Genomic DNA, 16,111 nt, shown 5'->3' on the forward strand with positions numbered 1-16,111 from the left:
CCCCACCTCCCCTACCTCCCCACACCCACATACTGGAATCCAGCCCTGACCATTGCTTGACGGTCAAGGAAATTACGACCATCAATCATGACAGCATGGTTCATTAATTTTGCCATTTTCCCATAGTCCAAAGTGCTGAACTGTTGCCATTCGGTGACAAGTACCAAAGCATCACAGCCATCTGCTAGTCTTTCCGCATCAGTTTCTACTAACACACCAGAAAGACCATGACGCATTCCTGTTTGGGAAATAATGGGGTCATAAGCCTTGACTTTCGCTCCCAATCGGTTAAGTTGTTCAATCAAGATTAGTGCCGGTGCGTCCCGTAAATCGTCTGTATCTGGTTTGAAGGTTAAACCGAGTAGTCCCACAGTCTTACCTTTGAGGATTTTTAAAGCCTGTTGGAGTTTTTCTAGGGCGATTAGGCGTTGACGTTCGTTAACACTGACAGCGGCTTTCATGAGTTGGGCTTCATAGCCATAATCATCAGCGGTGTGAATGAGGGCGGAAACATCTTTGGGGAAACATGAACCACCCCAACCAATACCAGCTTGTAAGAACTTGCTACCAATGCGGGAATCTAAACCGATGCCTTTTGCTACTTGGGTAACATCCGCACCGACGCGATCGCATATATTAGCAACTTCATTGATAAAACTGATCTTGGTGGCTAAAAAGGCATTAGCGGCATATTTAATCATTTCTGCCGAACTTAAATCTGTTACCAAAACTGGAACAGGAGGCAAAGATTTATCAGCCGCAAATTTGCGTTCGACAATTGGCGCATATAGTTCTTTCATCATGCCAGTGGCTTGTTGACTATTGCCACCTAAGACAATCCGATCAGGGTTAAATGTATCATGAACTGCTGAACCTTCCCGGAGAAACTCTGGATTACTGACGACATCAAAATCATTAGCAATCTTCGATAATTTATCATCACTAGCTGTATCACCAGATATCAGCAATGTTTTTTGACGTTCAGCAATCCCGTCTAAAACAATCATTCTTACCCAGTCACCAGAACCAATGGGGACAGTAGATTTGTTGACAATTACCTTATAGCCACCTTGAAGATTTTCGCCAATGCCACGAGCCACAGCTTCTACATATCGGGTATCACTTTCACCATTGGGTAAAGGAGGAGTTCCCACAGCAATAAACAGGATTTCTCCATGATTAACACCAGCCGCGAGATCACTAGAAAATTGAATATTGCCACTATTAATAGCAGACTGCATAATTTCCGAAAGTCCTGGCTCAAAAATCGGTGACTGCCCAGACTTCATTAATTTTACTTTTTCTTCGTTATTATCTATGCAAATTACATCATGGCCAATATGAGCCAAACAAGCACCAGTTACTAAACCAACATAACCAGTACCAATTACGCAAACACGCATTTTTAAAACCCCTGTTTTTTATAGTTGTCAGTTGTCAGTTGTGAATCAATGATTGGTGATCCTTTAGGTAAGGCGTAATGCTAAACCTGTTGGAAACGTTGACGGAAATCTTCAATCATCAGTTTTAAACCATCTTGCAGAGGAATAGTGGGTTCCCAATCTAACAAAGTCTGTGCCTTGGTGATATCGGGACGACGACGACGGGGATCATCAGCAGGTAGGGGTTCAAATTTAATTTCTGCATCTGGGTTAATCAGGTTTTGTACAGCCTGAGCTAGTTCTAAAATCGTATATTCATCAGGATTCCCCAGATTTATAGGTCCTGTATGTTCACCATTCATTAATCGCATTAGCCCATTTACTAGGTCGGAAACATAACAAAAGCTCCGGGTTTGTTGACCTTCACCATAAACAGTTAAAGGCGTACCTCGTAATGCTTGAGCCACGAAATTGCTGACTACGCGCCCATCATTTTCCAACATTCTCGGTCCATAAGTGTTGAATATCCTGGCGACGCGAATCTCGACTTTATTCTCTCTGTAGTAGTCAAATGCCAGGGTTTCAGCCATTCTTTTGCCTTCGTCATAACATGAGCGAATGCCAATGGGATTGACGCTGCCTCGATAATCTTCAGTCTGGGGATGAATTTCTGGATCTCCGTAAACTTCGCTTGTAGAAGCTAATAAAAATCTGGCTTTAACCCGTTTAGCTAAACCTAACATATTGAGTGTACCAATGACGTTAGTTTTAACAGTTTTAATGGGGTTATACTGGTAATGCACAGGGGACGCTGGACAAGCCAGATGATAAACCTGATCCACTTCTAAGCGAATTGGTTCGGTAATGTCGTGACGAATCACTTCAAAATTAGGATTGTCTAACCAATGGAGGATATTATGTTTCTTTCCTGTGTAGAAATTGTCCAAACAAATGACTTCATGACCATCATTCATTAATCTGTCAATCAGATGAGAGCCAATAAAACCAGCACCGCCTGTCACTAAAATTCTCATATTTTTCCTTCTGCTAATATTTACTTTTAGTATGCACTTCATGTTGTTGTATATTACCCACATTGGCAACAAAAACAAGCATATTTATCTCAGAATTGTTGTATAGCGGTTTTTAATTCAGCGAAGTTCAAGCACCCCACCTCCAACTTCCTCTCCGCAAGCAAGGAGGGGGCTATAATGTACTCGATATGATTAGGAAATGCTATGTATGGCTTTTGAGTTCAGCAATTCTCATTTTAAGGTTTCATGACATTTAAACCCTTACATTCTTAAACATTTACAGTCATTGCCAGCGAAGGGAAGCAATCACAACCCTTGGGATTGCTTCATTTCACTTCATTCCATATGGCTAAAGCCATGCTTCGCTAATGCAATAACATTGTGTAATTAATTCTGTCTCACTACTTAGAAGCAACCATAAGTAGGGTTTGCTGAAAAAGTTGTCTATGAGCGCTAGAAGTTCAGGAGTCAGGAGTCAGAATTATCAGGAGGTAAGAATAGTCTTGAATCTGAAACGTGATAGGTTTTTAATAGTTTCCATGCTTATTCCTTGCACCAATACCTTGTCCATTTTCTGCTTTGTTGGGTTTCATGCTTCAATCCAACCTACAAATCAAGGCTTTTTCTAATTTGGACAAGGTATTGCTAAGAGAACACCAAAAAATAAATTACCCAATTTTGTGGGATGGGCATACTATGGCTAACGCCACGCTACGCTATCGACAAGCTCAGCACAAGTCCTGCCCGTCCTTGATGATTAGTGGGCTTTTCGTCCCGCACCACAAGAAATTTTTGGGTATTTTTTTAATTGGAAGTCCCTAAGTAAACAATCATAGATAAATTGGTAAAGAAAAGTGAATCTCCCTTTGATTACTCATGCTAAAAAGCATAACAAAAAAATAGCAATTGTTACAGGTGAAGACGTATTTAGCTATAGTGATTTACTCCACATCTCTGGGCTAATTGCCACAGGTCTGCTGAAGGATACAGAAGACTTACAAGAACAGAGAGTTGCTTTTCTTATCCCCCCTGGGTTTGAGTATGTAGCCACTCAGTGGGGAATTTGGCGGGCTGGGGGAATAGCGGTACCGTTATGTGTTTCTCACCCCCGTCCAGAATTGGAGTATGTGATTACTAATTCGGGAGCATCAATTATTGTTGTCCATCCCCAATTTGAGGATATACTGCTATCGCTTGCCACTGAAAAAAATTTACGCTTTATTCTCACCTCAGCAACACTCCCAGATCATGTTACTACCCTACCAAATATAGATATTCAAAGACGGGCATTAATTCTTTATACGAGTGGGACAACAGGTAAACCCAAGGGTGTGGTGACAACTCATGATCATATTCAAGCGCAAGTAACTAGCTTAGTTACTGCTTGGGAATGGACATCAGATGACCGTATTCTCAATGTACTACCATTACATCATATTCATGGGATTATCAACGTCCTGACCTGTGCTTTATGGGTTGGGGCGGAATGCCATATATTAAGTAAATTTGATGCTGAAACTGTGTGTAATCAGATTTGTGAGGGTAAGTTAACCCTATTTATGGCAGTACCAACAATTTATGTAAAATTGATTGCTGCTTGGGAAAATGCTACTCAGGAACGCCAAAAAACTATGACCGCAGGATGTGAAAAAATGCGTCTGATGGTTTCTGGTTCAGCAGCTTTACCAGTACAAGTATTAGCAAAGTGGCAAAGTATTAGCGGTCATTTTCTCCTAGAACGCTATGGAATGACGGAAATTGGTATGGCACTATCCAACTCTTTACATGGTCAACGATACGCAGGATATGTGGGTCAACCTTTACCACAAGTTGAAGTTAGATTAGTAGATGAAAATGGAGAATTAGTGCCACCAGGAATACCAGGAGAAATTCAAGTTAAAAGCCCTGGAGTGTTTTTAGAATATTGGCAAAACCCCCAAGCAACAGAAAAGGCATTTAGCAATGGCTGGTTTTGTACTGGAGATACGGCCATAGTCGAAAATGACAACTATCGTATTTTAGGAAGAATGAGCGTTGATATCATCAAAACAGGAGGGTATAAGGTTTCAGCTTTGGAAATTGAGGAAGTGTTAAGAACTCATCCAGATATTCAAGAATGTGCAGTAGTTGGGGTGACAGATTTAGAATGGGGTGAGCGAGTTTGTGCGGCGTTAGTATTACTACCAGAACGTCAATTGACATTAGAATCTTTGAGGAGTTGGGCAAAGGGGCAATTGGCAGTTTATAAGATTCCCACTCACATTTTGATAGTTGATGAATTACCCCGTAATGCTATGGGGAAAGTAACTAAGCCGCAGGTGTTTGAACTATTTCAGGCAGGATAAAGAGCGGATAATTAACGAACCCTAACAAGAGCGGCGATATGCTTGTAGCAGTGCTGCGCTATCCCCGCAAAAAGTGTTACAATGGGTCGTGGGTTTAAAGATGTCAAAAATATCTTTAATAAAAGAGATGGTAAATTATTGTCAGTAACCCAGCCCTAAAGGGACTGGGCTTGCAAGAGTAATCAAGCAAGCCGTACTGACCAGACCACCCTGAGCGTTGTCGAAGGGTAGCCGTTATTTGAGTCACGACACCCACCAAATGCGTTGCCAGTTCCCTGCTCTGTCGCTTGTGATTAAACAGTTCTAAGGTCACTGGAACAGTGTTGCAAGCCCAACAAGCTCTTATAACAGGTCGTTCGCGCCAGCGTGCCGTAGGCATCGGCTAACATTACCCCAGAAATGGGAGTTGGTTTCCAGATTCCAATCAAAAATCTGGTTTCAATTTTAATATCCACAGCGGTTAAAACCGTGGTCAGTGAGCAGTTCGGCAAGCTCATTGTAACACTTATCGAACTGCTCGTGCGGTCACTGAGCAGTTCGGCAAGCTCACTGTAACACTTGTCGAAGTCTCGTTTCCCTCTCAGGTCTAAAGACGCGCTCGTTTCCCACTTACCGGGTGTTCTTATGAAGAAATAATCAACTTTCTTGCGGCTGGGATAACATTTCAAAGTTTAATTGAATTTCAAGCATCAGAAACGCCTCACTGTTGAATGATATTTCTATTTTACTGATATAAACCTTTATTTGTTGGGTTTTCTTTCATCAATCCAATCTACAAGAGGAGCGATCGCTTAGGGACTTCCAAGAAATAAATTATCCTGATTAACGAACCACAGAGGCGCAGAGGACACAGAGGAATAAGGGTTTGAGAGATTTTTGCGTTAGGTGGTTGAGTATTTTTTTATTTGGAAGTCCCTTACGGCAGTGCGCTATTTTGTAGGATCTGTTGTAGAATAAATACCGATAAGGAAGGTGCGTTACATTTCATTAACGCACCCTACAAGAATAGCAGCACTTTTAGAGTTTGTTTGAAAACTTTTTCGTGTGGGATCTGACACCCGCAGATCCCCCTAAATCCCTCTTGAAAAGGGGGACTTTGAGGAATTTAGCCCCCCTTTGTAAGGGGGGTTGGGGGGATCTCGATTAATTCTGATACTTTTCAAACATCCTCTAAGCAAGAGATCAAACTGTGACATTGCAAAGTATATAAAGAACAGCAACCTTGTATGTCAATCATTAATATTACGGAATATTAAAGTAGTTGTACAACACCCTTATAGATAGAGTTGAATATTACTTGGTCATTAACAATGATGAAGCCAGAAAAAACATGAGAAGATTTATTGCATCCTTAATCGCTACTTGTTTGATTGCTATACTATCCCTAACTAGCTTTTCTAGTAATGCTTGGGCTTATAATCAAACTCAACTTGACCTTCTCAAAAGTGGTGTTGAACAATGGAATAATTGGAATTTACACGGTGGGAGAGGAAGCCAAGATATTGATTTAACTGGAGCAGATTTGAGTGGTTTAAACCTAACTGATGCTTTTTTACGCTTCTCAGACCTGAGTGGAGCAAATTTAGCTGGTACTAACCTACATGATGCCGATCTCATTAGTGTTAAATTAAATAATGCTAATTTGACTGGAGCAGACTTGACCAAGGCATCTTTTTCCGATACAGACTTCGGTGGAGCAAACCTAACTGGGGCAAATCTAAGTGGATACCACTATGTAGGTGATTTTATCAATTTTCAAGGCGCAAACTTGACTGATGCTAACTTGGATAGTGAGGATCTGAAAGGATGTGATTCAAGTATATATACATCTGACAGATATGACGGATATGGCAGCTTCGACAAATACAGATGCGAAACCCGTTACCGAGGGGAGAAAAAAGGAGTTAGTTTCTATCAAGCAATTTACAATGAAAATACTCAATTTCCCTCTTCAGTAAATCCAGAACTTGCTGTTGCCAAAGAACCAAAAAATCCAAAGCGTGATAGCCGTTACAAGCGCTAAGTAATTGGACAAAAATATTTACAGTCATTGCGAGCGAAGGGAAGCAATCACAACCCTTGCGATTGCTTCATTTCACTTCGTTCCATATGGCTAACGCCACGCTGCGCTAACGCAATGACATTGTGTAATTAATTCTGTCTCACTACTTATGATCCAGAATGCTATGCCAATTAGAATTTGCATATTAACAGGAAAACCCGAATATTTGGTATGATTTTCCAGAGTTTGAAGATTACAATTAAAAAATCCCTAACTTTTCCAGTAAGTTAGGGATTTTATTGTTTGTAAGGCTAATTTGGGAGGGTTCTGGAAAATGCAGATTTAATTTCTACCAGATGTCTAATTTGCAACAGCTTACCCCTTCGGTGGATTTGGTGGACACCAAAACAGGTTTTTACTGGACACTCCCAACGATTCTAAAATCCCTTTCATCACATCTGTACAATACATCCAATGTCCTAAATCGTCATACATTCGATCAGGATTAAACTCAAAATTGTAATGCAATACATGAGGCAAATTTGAAAACTCATCGGAAGATTGGGGAGAAATAATCAACAGTTGAAAAGGTTTACCCTGAGATTGTTTTTCCAACTTATTCAACAGATCAATTACTCCACCTCGGTCAGCGATTCCTGTGCGAATAAACAGCACCTCGTCACAATGATCGAGGGCATACCAAAACCTTTCCGAACGTGCCGTATACCGCACTCGCATCCGTTCATGGATGGGAGACATATCGTTAACAGGGTCTTCCGTATCCTCAACTTCATGGGCAAAGGATAGACCGCCCCATTTGCTATGATAAATTCTGTGTTCCTCGGAATTGTAATGCAGCAAATGAGGATTCCACATATCATAAAAACGGTTTTCGATGATATCTGCAATATCTGCTATCTTGGTCGTGCGGGTCAAATCAAAGGGAAAAGCTGGACCATCGTACTCCATCTTATACAACATCATGCGGACGGCACAGCGATCGCCCAACGGCAAAATAGCCACACGGCTAATATCCGATAATTTGCATTTGTATTCCAAAAATACTGCTGATTTCGGTGGCGCTTTCACCCGACTTTCTAACCCATGCTTACCAATCATCATGGTGCGAAAAGGTGCATCGGGTTGAAGGGGATCTTCATATACACCCGATGGTATAGCTTTTAATGCTTTGCGGATCTCCGTCCACATCGGCTGGATATTGTACTCATTATCTGATTCGTTGATAATCCAGATGTGATGTTCGTCTTTTTGTAAAATCCCCAGATGCCCATCATAGAATAAAACCTGGGAGTTATTCGGTGCAAAAAGATTGAAAGCCGCACTATATTCCAAGTCAGCGCCAGGGGGAATATTTAGGGTTGTGGAGATAGTTCCATTCTCTTGCACAGCAAAGAAGGGGAGTATTCCTGGTTCGGTATTTTTGGCAATGTAAATACCGGGGATTAATCCTGCCTTATTTTGTAGAACAGTTTGTAATTCTTGCCAATAAGCAGCAATGGTATAACTATATTTTGATGGATTTTTAATCCGCAAACTCTTGTCTTCGATAGATGCACAGATATAGAAACCTGCGTTATCAAGATAGATGGGAACTTCGTTCGGTTGCCAGAAGCGTTGTTTTTCTTTTGCTAATTCGTCTTTTTCAATTTGGAAGAAGCGCAGGTCTATGGCCTCATACATCAGGTTGTGACCGATGGTGTTAGGGTGAGATGGGTCAAAGGATATTCCCTCTTGCCAGCGTCCCTGACCATTATCTAATGGTGCTAACCAATCCAAAACCGGCACACCCCAATTCAACATTCGGTTGTGTGTATCTTTCAACAACCAATGATGTTCAGGGGAAAAATCGCCATTGGGATAGACCCCTCCTAAAATTGGACGTGCGCCCAGTTTCCGGGTCATTTTTACCAACTGCTGCAAGCCACTTTCAAAACGTCGCTGTACTGCGCGGCGTTCGTGAGGAGGGCAATAAGCTAACCCTTCGTTACCCAAAGATAAGGCAATAATTACTATATCCGGTTGTTCTGGGGTGACAACTGAGGCAAATCGAGCGATCGTTCTGCTGACATTTGCGCCCGATTCTGATAAATTAATTACTTGATGTCCATATTTTTGCTGCAAATCCTCTGCCAACAACCAAGCCCAACCTCTCAATAACCAAGCTTTATAGCCCAAGGACACAGAACTGCCAATCACGACAATTTTCAGACCGTCTGACTCTTTTGCAATGGGTTTATTGTCAGTAACATCCCGAAAATATCCAAAGGGATAGGGCTGTAAATAACCATAAGCACCATCATCCACAACAATAGTCCGGGATTGTTCTTCACTGTTAATTGGTAGCCAACGGTTTGCACCTATAGCTTCCCATTGTCCCCGTCCTTTGGCATCAATGCGTACATACTTGTATTCAACTCTTTGGCAATTATCAGACGATTGGATGTCAATTTCTTGATCTGTCCACCATAAAGGATAGCAATCGCCACTTGTCCGAAGATGAACACATTTGGTAATATCCCACAATCCCAATTCGGGAGTAGAACCGACGATACCAATGGATTCACCAGTTTGTGTGGAAGCACTAACCTGGAATTGATACATATGTTTCTGCTGGTTTAGGTGTACAATGCTATGCGTAAAGGCGGAATCCTGGCAAATACCTTGACAGACTATCACATAGAATACCTAGTGAGGATAAAAAATATGTGCATTTGTACCAAATTTTTTTACAGCGATTTTCGGGTAAATGAACCACATTTTTTTGTCTCACGCAGAGGCGCAAAGGCGCAAAGAGGAATCAAGAGTGTGGTCTAAAATCTAAAATTGCCAACAGATGACCAAGGTTTTCCAAGCCTGTGGCAAAATTTAGTAAAGTTGTAATAAAATTAATATTCCCAGCATGACTGTAACTATTCCTAATCTCCCCAGTCTTTACGAAGCCTTCTCCACAGAAGCCAAATGGCAAAAATTCTGGGAAGACAACCAAGTTTACAAAGCTGACCCCAACCACAAAGGCGAACCCTACTGCATCGTTATCCCTCCACCTAACGTAACTGGCAGTTTGCACATGGGTCACGCCTTTGAAGGGGCTATCATTGACACCCTGGTACGTTACCACCGCATGAAGGGACGGAACACCCTATGGCTACCGGGAACTGACCATGCCAGCATTGCTGTACAAACGATTTTAGAAAAGCAACTCAAAGCCGAGGGCAAAACTCGCCATGATTTAGGGCGAGAAAAGTTCCTAGAACGGGCTTGGCAATGGAAGGCGGAATCTGGTGGGACAATTATTAATCAGTTAAAACGGTTAGGCGTGTCCGTAGACTGGACGCGGGAACGCTTTACTTTAGATGAAGGTTTATCAAAAGCTGTTTTAGAAGCATTTATTCGCCTTCATGAAGAGGGATTAATTCATCGTAGTAACTATTTAGTCAATTGGTGTCCCGCTTCTGGTTCGGCGGTGTCTGATTTGGAAGTAGAACCCAAGGAGGTAAATGGGAATCTGTGGTATTTCCGTTATCCTCTCAGCGACGGTTCTGGCTTTCTGGAAGTGGCGACAACTCGCCCCGAAACTATGTTAGGTGATACAGGTGTGGCGGTTAATCCCCATGACGACAGATATAAACACCTGATTGGGAAAACCGTAACTTTACCAATTATGAACCGGGAAATCCCGATTATTGGTGATGAATTGGTGGACGCGACCTTTGGAACAGGTTGCGTGAAGGTGACTCCAGCCCATGACCCCAATGATTTTGAAATGGGTAAACGCCATGATTTGCCCTTCATTAATATTATGAATAAGGACGGCACACTCAATGAAAATGCCGGTGATTTTCAAGGTCAAGACCGCTTTGTGGCGCGGAAAAATTTGGTAGCCCGTTTAGATGCTGAAAGTGTTTTAGTCAAAGTTGAGGAATATAAACATACAGTACCTTATAGCGATCGCGGAAAAGTCCCTGTTGAACCTCTGCTTTCTACCCAATGGTTTGTCAAAATCCGCCCCCTGGCTGATAAAACTTTAGATTTCCTTGATAACCAAGATTCCCCCGAAATTGTTCCCCAACGTTGGCATAAAGTTTATCGTGATTGGTTAGTAAATCTGCGTGATTGGTGTATTTCTCGCCAGTTGTGGTGGGGGCATCAAATCCCCGCCTGGTATGCTGTCAGCGAAACTGAAGGAGAAATTACCGACTCTACCCCTTATTTTGTCGCCCGCAATGAAGCAGAAGCGCTACAAAAAGCCAAATTGCAATTTGGGGAAGATGTGAAATTAGTTCAAGACCCCGATGTTTTAGATACTTGGTTTTCTTCGGGACTGTGGCCATTTTCTACTTTAGGTTGGCCGGAAGAAACGGAAGATTTAGCGGCATATTACCCCACAGCAACCCTAGTTACTGGTTTTGATATTATCTTTTTCTGGGTAGCTAGAATGACGATGATGGGAACACATTTTACCGGAAAAATGCCGTTTAAAACTGTGTACATTCATGGTTTGGTCAGGGATGAAAATAATAAGAAAATGTCCAAATCAGCAAATAATGGTATTGATCCTTTGTTGTTGATTGCCAAATATGGAACTGATGCTTTACGCTATACCTTAATTAAGGAAGTTGCGGGCGCAGGTCAAGATATTCGTTTAGAATATGACCGCAAAAAAGATGAATCTATCTCTGTCGAAGCTTCTCGCAATTTTGCCAATAAGTTGTGGAATGCTGCCCGATTTGTCATGATGAATTTGGATGGACAAACCCCAGCCCAATTAGGTCAACCAATTCCCACAGAATTAAGTGATAAGTGGATTGTTTCCCGGTTCAACCAAGTTGTTAAACAAACTAATCATGACATTGATAATTATGGTTTAGGTGAAGCAGCAAAGGGACTTTATGAATTTATTTGGGGTGATTTCTGTGATTGGTATATTGAATTAGTTAAATCTAGATTACAGAAAGATGCAGAACCCGCATCTCGCAAAGTAGCCCAACAAATCATTGCTTACATTCTCGAAGGGATTTTAAAATTACTCCATCCCTTTATGCCTCATATTACTGAAGAAATTTGGCAAACTCTCACCCAACAACCTGCCGAAAATCCCCAACTTTTACCTTTGCAATCCTATCCTGAAGCCGATGAAAATTTCATTGATTCAGCTTTAGAGACACAGTTTGATTTATTAATTGGCACAATTCGCACAATTCGTAATTTACGGGCAGAAGCAGATATTAAACCAGGGGTAAAAATTACCGCCAATTTACAAACTGAAAGCGCAAGTGAAAGATTTATTCTCACTGCTGGACAGGCTTATATTCAAGATTTAGCCAAGGTAGAAAATTTAACAATTGTTGATACTAATCCTGTTGTTGTTCCCCAAGAGATTGCACAAGTTGAAAATAATAAATATTGGGGTGGATTAAAGATAATTGGTTTAACAATTGTCGCCCTTATCGGCTTGAAAGTAGCTATATTTGTGGGAAATACTGCCTTAGATATTCCCATATTTGGAACTGACTTTGAAATAGTTGGTTTGGGTTATGTAGTTTGGTTTGCTTTCCGCTATTTACTCAATGCCCAAGCAAGAGAAGAGTTATTTGCAAAATACTTTCCACCCAGTGAAACACCAACTGCACCAGAATTACCACCAACTGCACCCCCGGAAAAAGAAAATTCCATTGCTGGTGTTGTCGGGACTGTACAGGTAGTTATTCCTTTAAAAGGAGTTGTAGATATTGAAGTTGTGCGTGCAAAACTGGAGAAAAGCTTACAAAAAGCCGAAGCAGAAGCCCAATCTTTAAGTGCAAGATTAAGCAATTCTAAGTTTGTGGATAAAGCCCCCGCAGATGTAGTACAGACTGCAAGAGAGACTTTAGCAGAAGCACAAAAACAAGCAGAAATTTTACGTATACGGTTGGAAACATTATCCTAGATATCGCTTCCTGAGTTTGGTATAAGTATAATGGGTAATTGGTGATTGGAAAGATTCGCTATTACCCATTACCCATTACCTATTCCTTAGCAATTATGTTATATCTTGCCCAAATACATAAAAATGATTTTTTAGATCAGTATCAATTACGTTTAAGTAGGTTAGCATTGAAAATCGTCGTTATGGCAAGGCAAGAGGCAAGAGGCAAGAGGCAAGAGTGAAGAGGGTTTGGGCGATTTTACTTTTCGTTACATATTTCGGTTTTTTTCCGTTCACCTACTTATTAGCACGTCAAGAATCAAAAAACTTTTGGCTGACAATTTCGGAAGAAATGTTAATTCTCTTAGGAAAGGGAAACACTAAAATTAATAAATTATTAGTATTAGTTGAACTATCTCCTCAAGGTGAAATTGAAACAATTAAAGATGCCACTGACTGGGTAATTAATTTAGTGCAAACCTATCTTTCTACAGGAGTTACTTCTGAATTTCTCAAACAAGAAGCGGTAAAAATGGAGAATTGGCAGCAAAGTTTAACTTTACAAAATCAAGATTTAGCCCGTCGTAGTTTAGAATTAGAAGCCCGTCGTGAACAAATTGGAGCTTTAAAAGAAAGTCTCAACCGTTAAGGAAATAATCGTAAACAAACTGAAGCATAAATAGGGCTTGCTGATAGCGTAGCGTGCCATTTCTCGTTCCCAGTCTCCGACTGGGAATGCCATCATAGAGGCTCTGCCTCAACCTCCATACCAATATCAATCAAAGAAATACAATGGGACGCAGCCGCTATCATGTGTTTTGTGAAGCTTGATCACCTGTATAAATCGTTCCCAGTCTCTGACTGGGAATGTTATTTTAGAGGCTCTGCCTTATCTGTCTTAATATAATGCTAAAATAAAACCACAACTTCTGAATTATTGCTACATTTTAGAAATAGAAATTCTATCTTTAGGATTGTTAAGAATGTATCAAACAGATCCGCCACTTTCCCCTAAAGAAACATTACCGACAATGTATGATCTTCCTAGCGAAGACCCGGAGGAACCTGGTTTGCCAGATCAATTTCATTTATTCCAACCACAATTATTAGCAGAAACATTCCGTCCCCCTGACTATCCTAGCGACCAAATATTTACAGGAAGTGATCTGAATCTTTACTATGATTTGCGTCATCCTTCATGGTATAAACGCCCTGATTGGTTTGCAGTGTTAGGTGTTCCCTCTCTTTATGACAAAAGAGATTTGCGGTTAAGTTATGTGGTTTGGCAAGAAGCGGTTAATCCTCATATTATTGTTGAATTACTCTCACCAGGAACAGAGAAAGAAGACTTAGGGACAATATTAAGAGATGTAGAAAAACCTCCTGGTAAATGGGAAGTTTACGAACAAATTTTAAGAGTACCCTATTACGCCATCTTTGATCGTTATAAATCTGAATTTAGAATGTTTCAGTTAACAGGCGCTCGTTATGCTGAAGTAAAATTATCAGATTTTCGGTTTTGGATTCCCGAAATAGAATTAGGTTTAGGAGTGTGGCAAGGAAGTTATAAAAACGTCGAAATGCCTTGGTTACGTTGGTACGACAAAGACGGTAATTGGATATTAACCAGCACAGAGGAGGAAAGACAGAAAGCTGAACAAGAAAGACAGAAAGCTGAACAGGAAAGACAAAAAGCTGAACAAGAAAGACAAAAGTTAGAACAAGAAAGGCAAAAAACCGAAAGATTAATTGCCCAACTTCGTGCGCTTGGTGTTGAACCAGATTTAGATTGACACTCTCCGGTCTAAAGACGCGGAGATTCTATAGAGAGTTTCAGTCTATATCCCTCAGTTATCCCAGTTTCAGGCAGGGTTCCTTAAATATTTGGGTTCTTGCCCTGATTTCGTTTGCCCTGGCGGGCGAAATCATATCTGACAAGCGTAACTTTCCGAGAGTCCCTCGGTAGCTTTTTATGTCTTTAGTGAAAATTTAATTGTATCACGAATATGGATGAAAATTTGAAATAATTTCAAATTTTCAAATTAACGTCAATGCAGGATAAAGGAAAGCCTCTAGCCTTCATCCCTTGTCTAAAGCCCAAATGTGGCTGACTCAGGAAGCCACATTTTCAAGGGTTTTCGGCGTTCTTCCTTATAAACAAAATCTCTCGTTCCCAGTCTCCGACTGGGAATGCCATATAGAGGCTCTGCCTCAAAGCAGTTAATTATTTTGATTTTGCTTAGATAAATCCGTCGGTGGTCTGTCATTACTCCAAGCCCACCAGACATAACTGCATTGACAATGATAGAATTCTTGCCACTTCCGACGACGATCTGGGGTACTTACAGGAGACCTTCTATTTAACCACACATTAACAGCATCTCGACTACCAGCATGGCATTTGGGACAATGAAACTGGTAGGCGTGTACGGCTTGATTAGTCCATTCTGGCGGATTGGGATCAAAAGCGTCCATATAAATATAAAGTGGAATAGAGTGTAATCTTAGTAGTCATTGAATATACATAATTATGACTAATAATGGGTGTTATGGAACCAAATATTGAAATTCGTCGGTTGTTGGATGTAATGCCCGCTTCTGGGCGAATGATGACTAAAATCGTCAGTAAACCAGAACAAAAACAGGTAATAGATGCGGCTTTTCCTTTGCCTTTAAGTCAAGCAAGACCAATATATATTAATTTCGACTTATGGAGACGGTTGACAAAACCCCAACGAGATTTACTCCTATTACAGAAGGTAAGCTGGTTAATAGGGGTGAAATGGCTGCAACCTAATGTTTATCAAGGTGTGGTGTTAGCAGGGCTTGTAGGGGGAATACTCGAAGCAGTCCAGGCGGATGTGGTAGGTGTGGTAATAGCCGGGGGATTAAGTGCTGTAGCGGCTATCCGGATTTGGCGCACGAATAAATCCCAGGAGTCAGAATTAACTGCTGATACAGTCGCTATTAGAATCGCCCAAAGACGGGGTTATTCAGAAACTGAAGCCGCCCAACATTTGTTAACAGCTATTGAAGCCGTAGGAACAATAGAAGGGCGTTCTGGTTTAAATTTTAGTGAATTAATTCGTTGTCAAAACTTGAAAGTAATTGCTGGTTTATCACAAGTTGGTATCCCTAAAAATTATCAATAGATGTACATTCAAAGGGAACAGGGAACGTAGATACCAGGATACCCATTTACCCGTTAGAGGGTGTTTGAAAAGTCCCTCATGGTGTATCAAATATTTTTAGATCCCCCTAAATCCCCCTTAAAAAGGGGGACTTTGACTCTAGTTCCCCCCTTAACAAGGGGGGTTAGGGGGGATCTGTAAGTGCCTAAAATCACAACCTAAAACTTTTCAAACATCCTCTTAGAAATCGAAGAATCATAGTACGAATTTCTGTTATTATGGTTGTGCTAT

At 41.0% G+C, this 16,111-nt stretch carries 11 protein-coding genes; 7 read left to right on the forward strand and 4 right to left on the reverse strand.

The annotated features are described in order from the left end of the window. Positions 1–11: 11 nt before the first annotated feature. Positions 12–1,403, reverse strand: a complete 1,392-nt coding sequence (locus AN486_RS06950) for a UDP-glucose/GDP-mannose dehydrogenase family protein (RefSeq protein WP_290599852.1) — start codon at positions 1,401–1,403, stop codon at positions 12–14. 80 nt (positions 1,404–1,483) lie between these two features. Next, complete coding sequence (locus AN486_RS06955; RefSeq protein WP_290599853.1) at positions 1,484–2,416, reverse strand: UDP-glucuronic acid decarboxylase family protein; 933 nt, start codon at positions 2,414–2,416, stop codon at positions 1,484–1,486. Between the two features lie 854 nt (positions 2,417–3,270). Here AN486_RS06955 and AN486_RS06960 point away from each other — a divergent pair. Then, entirely contained in the window at positions 3,271–4,761 is a 1,491-nt protein-coding gene (locus AN486_RS06960) for an acyl-CoA synthetase (protein WP_290599855.1), read from the forward strand. Between the two features lie 1,261 nt (positions 4,762–6,022). Then, the gene (locus AN486_RS06965) at positions 6,023–6,784 is read left to right on the forward strand and encodes a pentapeptide repeat-containing protein (protein WP_199924252.1); all 762 of its coding nucleotides are present in this window, start codon (positions 6,023–6,025) and stop codon (positions 6,782–6,784) included. A gap of 354 nt (positions 6,785–7,138) precedes the next feature. Here AN486_RS06965 and AN486_RS06970 read toward each other — a convergent pair whose 3' ends face one another. Continuing rightward, positions 7,139–9,385 carry a DUF1796 family putative cysteine peptidase gene (locus tag AN486_RS06970; protein ID WP_290599856.1) on the reverse strand — a complete coding sequence of 749 codons (2,247 nt, stop codon included), beginning with the start codon at positions 9,383–9,385 and terminating at the stop codon, positions 7,139–7,141. A gap of 298 nt (positions 9,386–9,683) precedes the next feature. On the opposite strand from AN486_RS06970, the gene AN486_RS06975 reads away from it, so the two are divergent. The 4 genes from AN486_RS06975 to AN486_RS06990 all read left to right on the forward strand — a co-directional run bounded on the left by AN486_RS06975 (position 9,684) and on the right by AN486_RS06990 (position 14,482). Next, entirely contained in the window at positions 9,684–12,710 is a 3,027-nt protein-coding gene (locus AN486_RS06975; RefSeq protein ID WP_290599857.1) for a valine--tRNA ligase, read from the forward strand. Between the two features lie 41 nt (positions 12,711–12,751). After that, complete coding sequence (locus tag AN486_RS06980; protein WP_199924253.1) at positions 12,752–12,931, forward strand: hypothetical protein; 180 nt, start codon at positions 12,752–12,754, stop codon at positions 12,929–12,931. Between the two features lie 14 nt (positions 12,932–12,945). Continuing rightward, entirely contained in the window at positions 12,946–13,338 is a 393-nt protein-coding gene (locus AN486_RS06985) for a hypothetical protein (protein WP_053541291.1), read from the forward strand. Between the two features lie 334 nt (positions 13,339–13,672). After that, the gene (locus AN486_RS06990) at positions 13,673–14,482 is read left to right on the forward strand and encodes a DUF874 family protein (RefSeq protein WP_039203524.1); all 810 of its coding nucleotides are present in this window, start codon (positions 13,673–13,675) and stop codon (positions 14,480–14,482) included. Between the two features lie 427 nt (positions 14,483–14,909). On the opposite strand, the gene AN486_RS06995 is transcribed toward AN486_RS06990, so the two are convergent. After that, complete coding sequence (locus AN486_RS06995) at positions 14,910–15,164, reverse strand: hypothetical protein (protein ID WP_039203522.1); 255 nt, start codon at positions 15,162–15,164, stop codon at positions 14,910–14,912. A 74-nt stretch (positions 15,165–15,238) separates the two neighbouring features. On the opposite strand from AN486_RS06995, the gene AN486_RS07000 reads away from it, so the two are divergent. After that, the gene (locus tag AN486_RS07000) at positions 15,239–15,841 is read left to right on the forward strand and encodes a DUF3318 domain-containing protein (protein WP_053541292.1); all 603 of its coding nucleotides are present in this window, start codon (positions 15,239–15,241) and stop codon (positions 15,839–15,841) included. Positions 15,842–16,111: the final 270 nt, after the last annotated feature.

This window comes from Anabaena sp. AL93 (genome assembly GCF_001672085.1).
GTDB classification, from domain to species: Bacteria; Cyanobacteriota; Cyanobacteriia; order Cyanobacteriales; family Nostocaceae; genus Dolichospermum; species Dolichospermum heterosporum.

Coding starts and splice junctions, on each gene's coding strand:
- AN486_RS06955 (WP_290599853.1), bottom strand. CDS start 2,416: ATGAGAATTTTAGTGACAGGCGGTGCTGGTTTTATTGGCTCTCATCTG.
- AN486_RS06990 (WP_039203524.1), top strand. CDS start 13,673: ATGTATCAAACAGATCCGCCACTTTCCCCTAAAGAAACATTACCGACA.
- AN486_RS06970 (WP_290599856.1), bottom strand. CDS start 9,385: ATGTATCAATTCCAGGTTAGTGCTTCCACACAAACTGGTGAATCCATT.
- AN486_RS06950 (WP_290599852.1), bottom strand. CDS start 1,403: ATGCGTGTTTGCGTAATTGGTACTGGTTATGTTGGTTTAGTAACTGGT.
- AN486_RS06975 (WP_290599857.1), top strand. CDS start 9,684: ATGACTGTAACTATTCCTAATCTCCCCAGTCTTTACGAAGCCTTCTCC.
- AN486_RS07000 (WP_053541292.1), top strand. CDS start 15,239: ATGGAACCAAATATTGAAATTCGTCGGTTGTTGGATGTAATGCCCGCT.
- AN486_RS06995 (WP_039203522.1), bottom strand. CDS start 15,164: ATGGACGCTTTTGATCCCAATCCGCCAGAATGGACTAATCAAGCCGTA.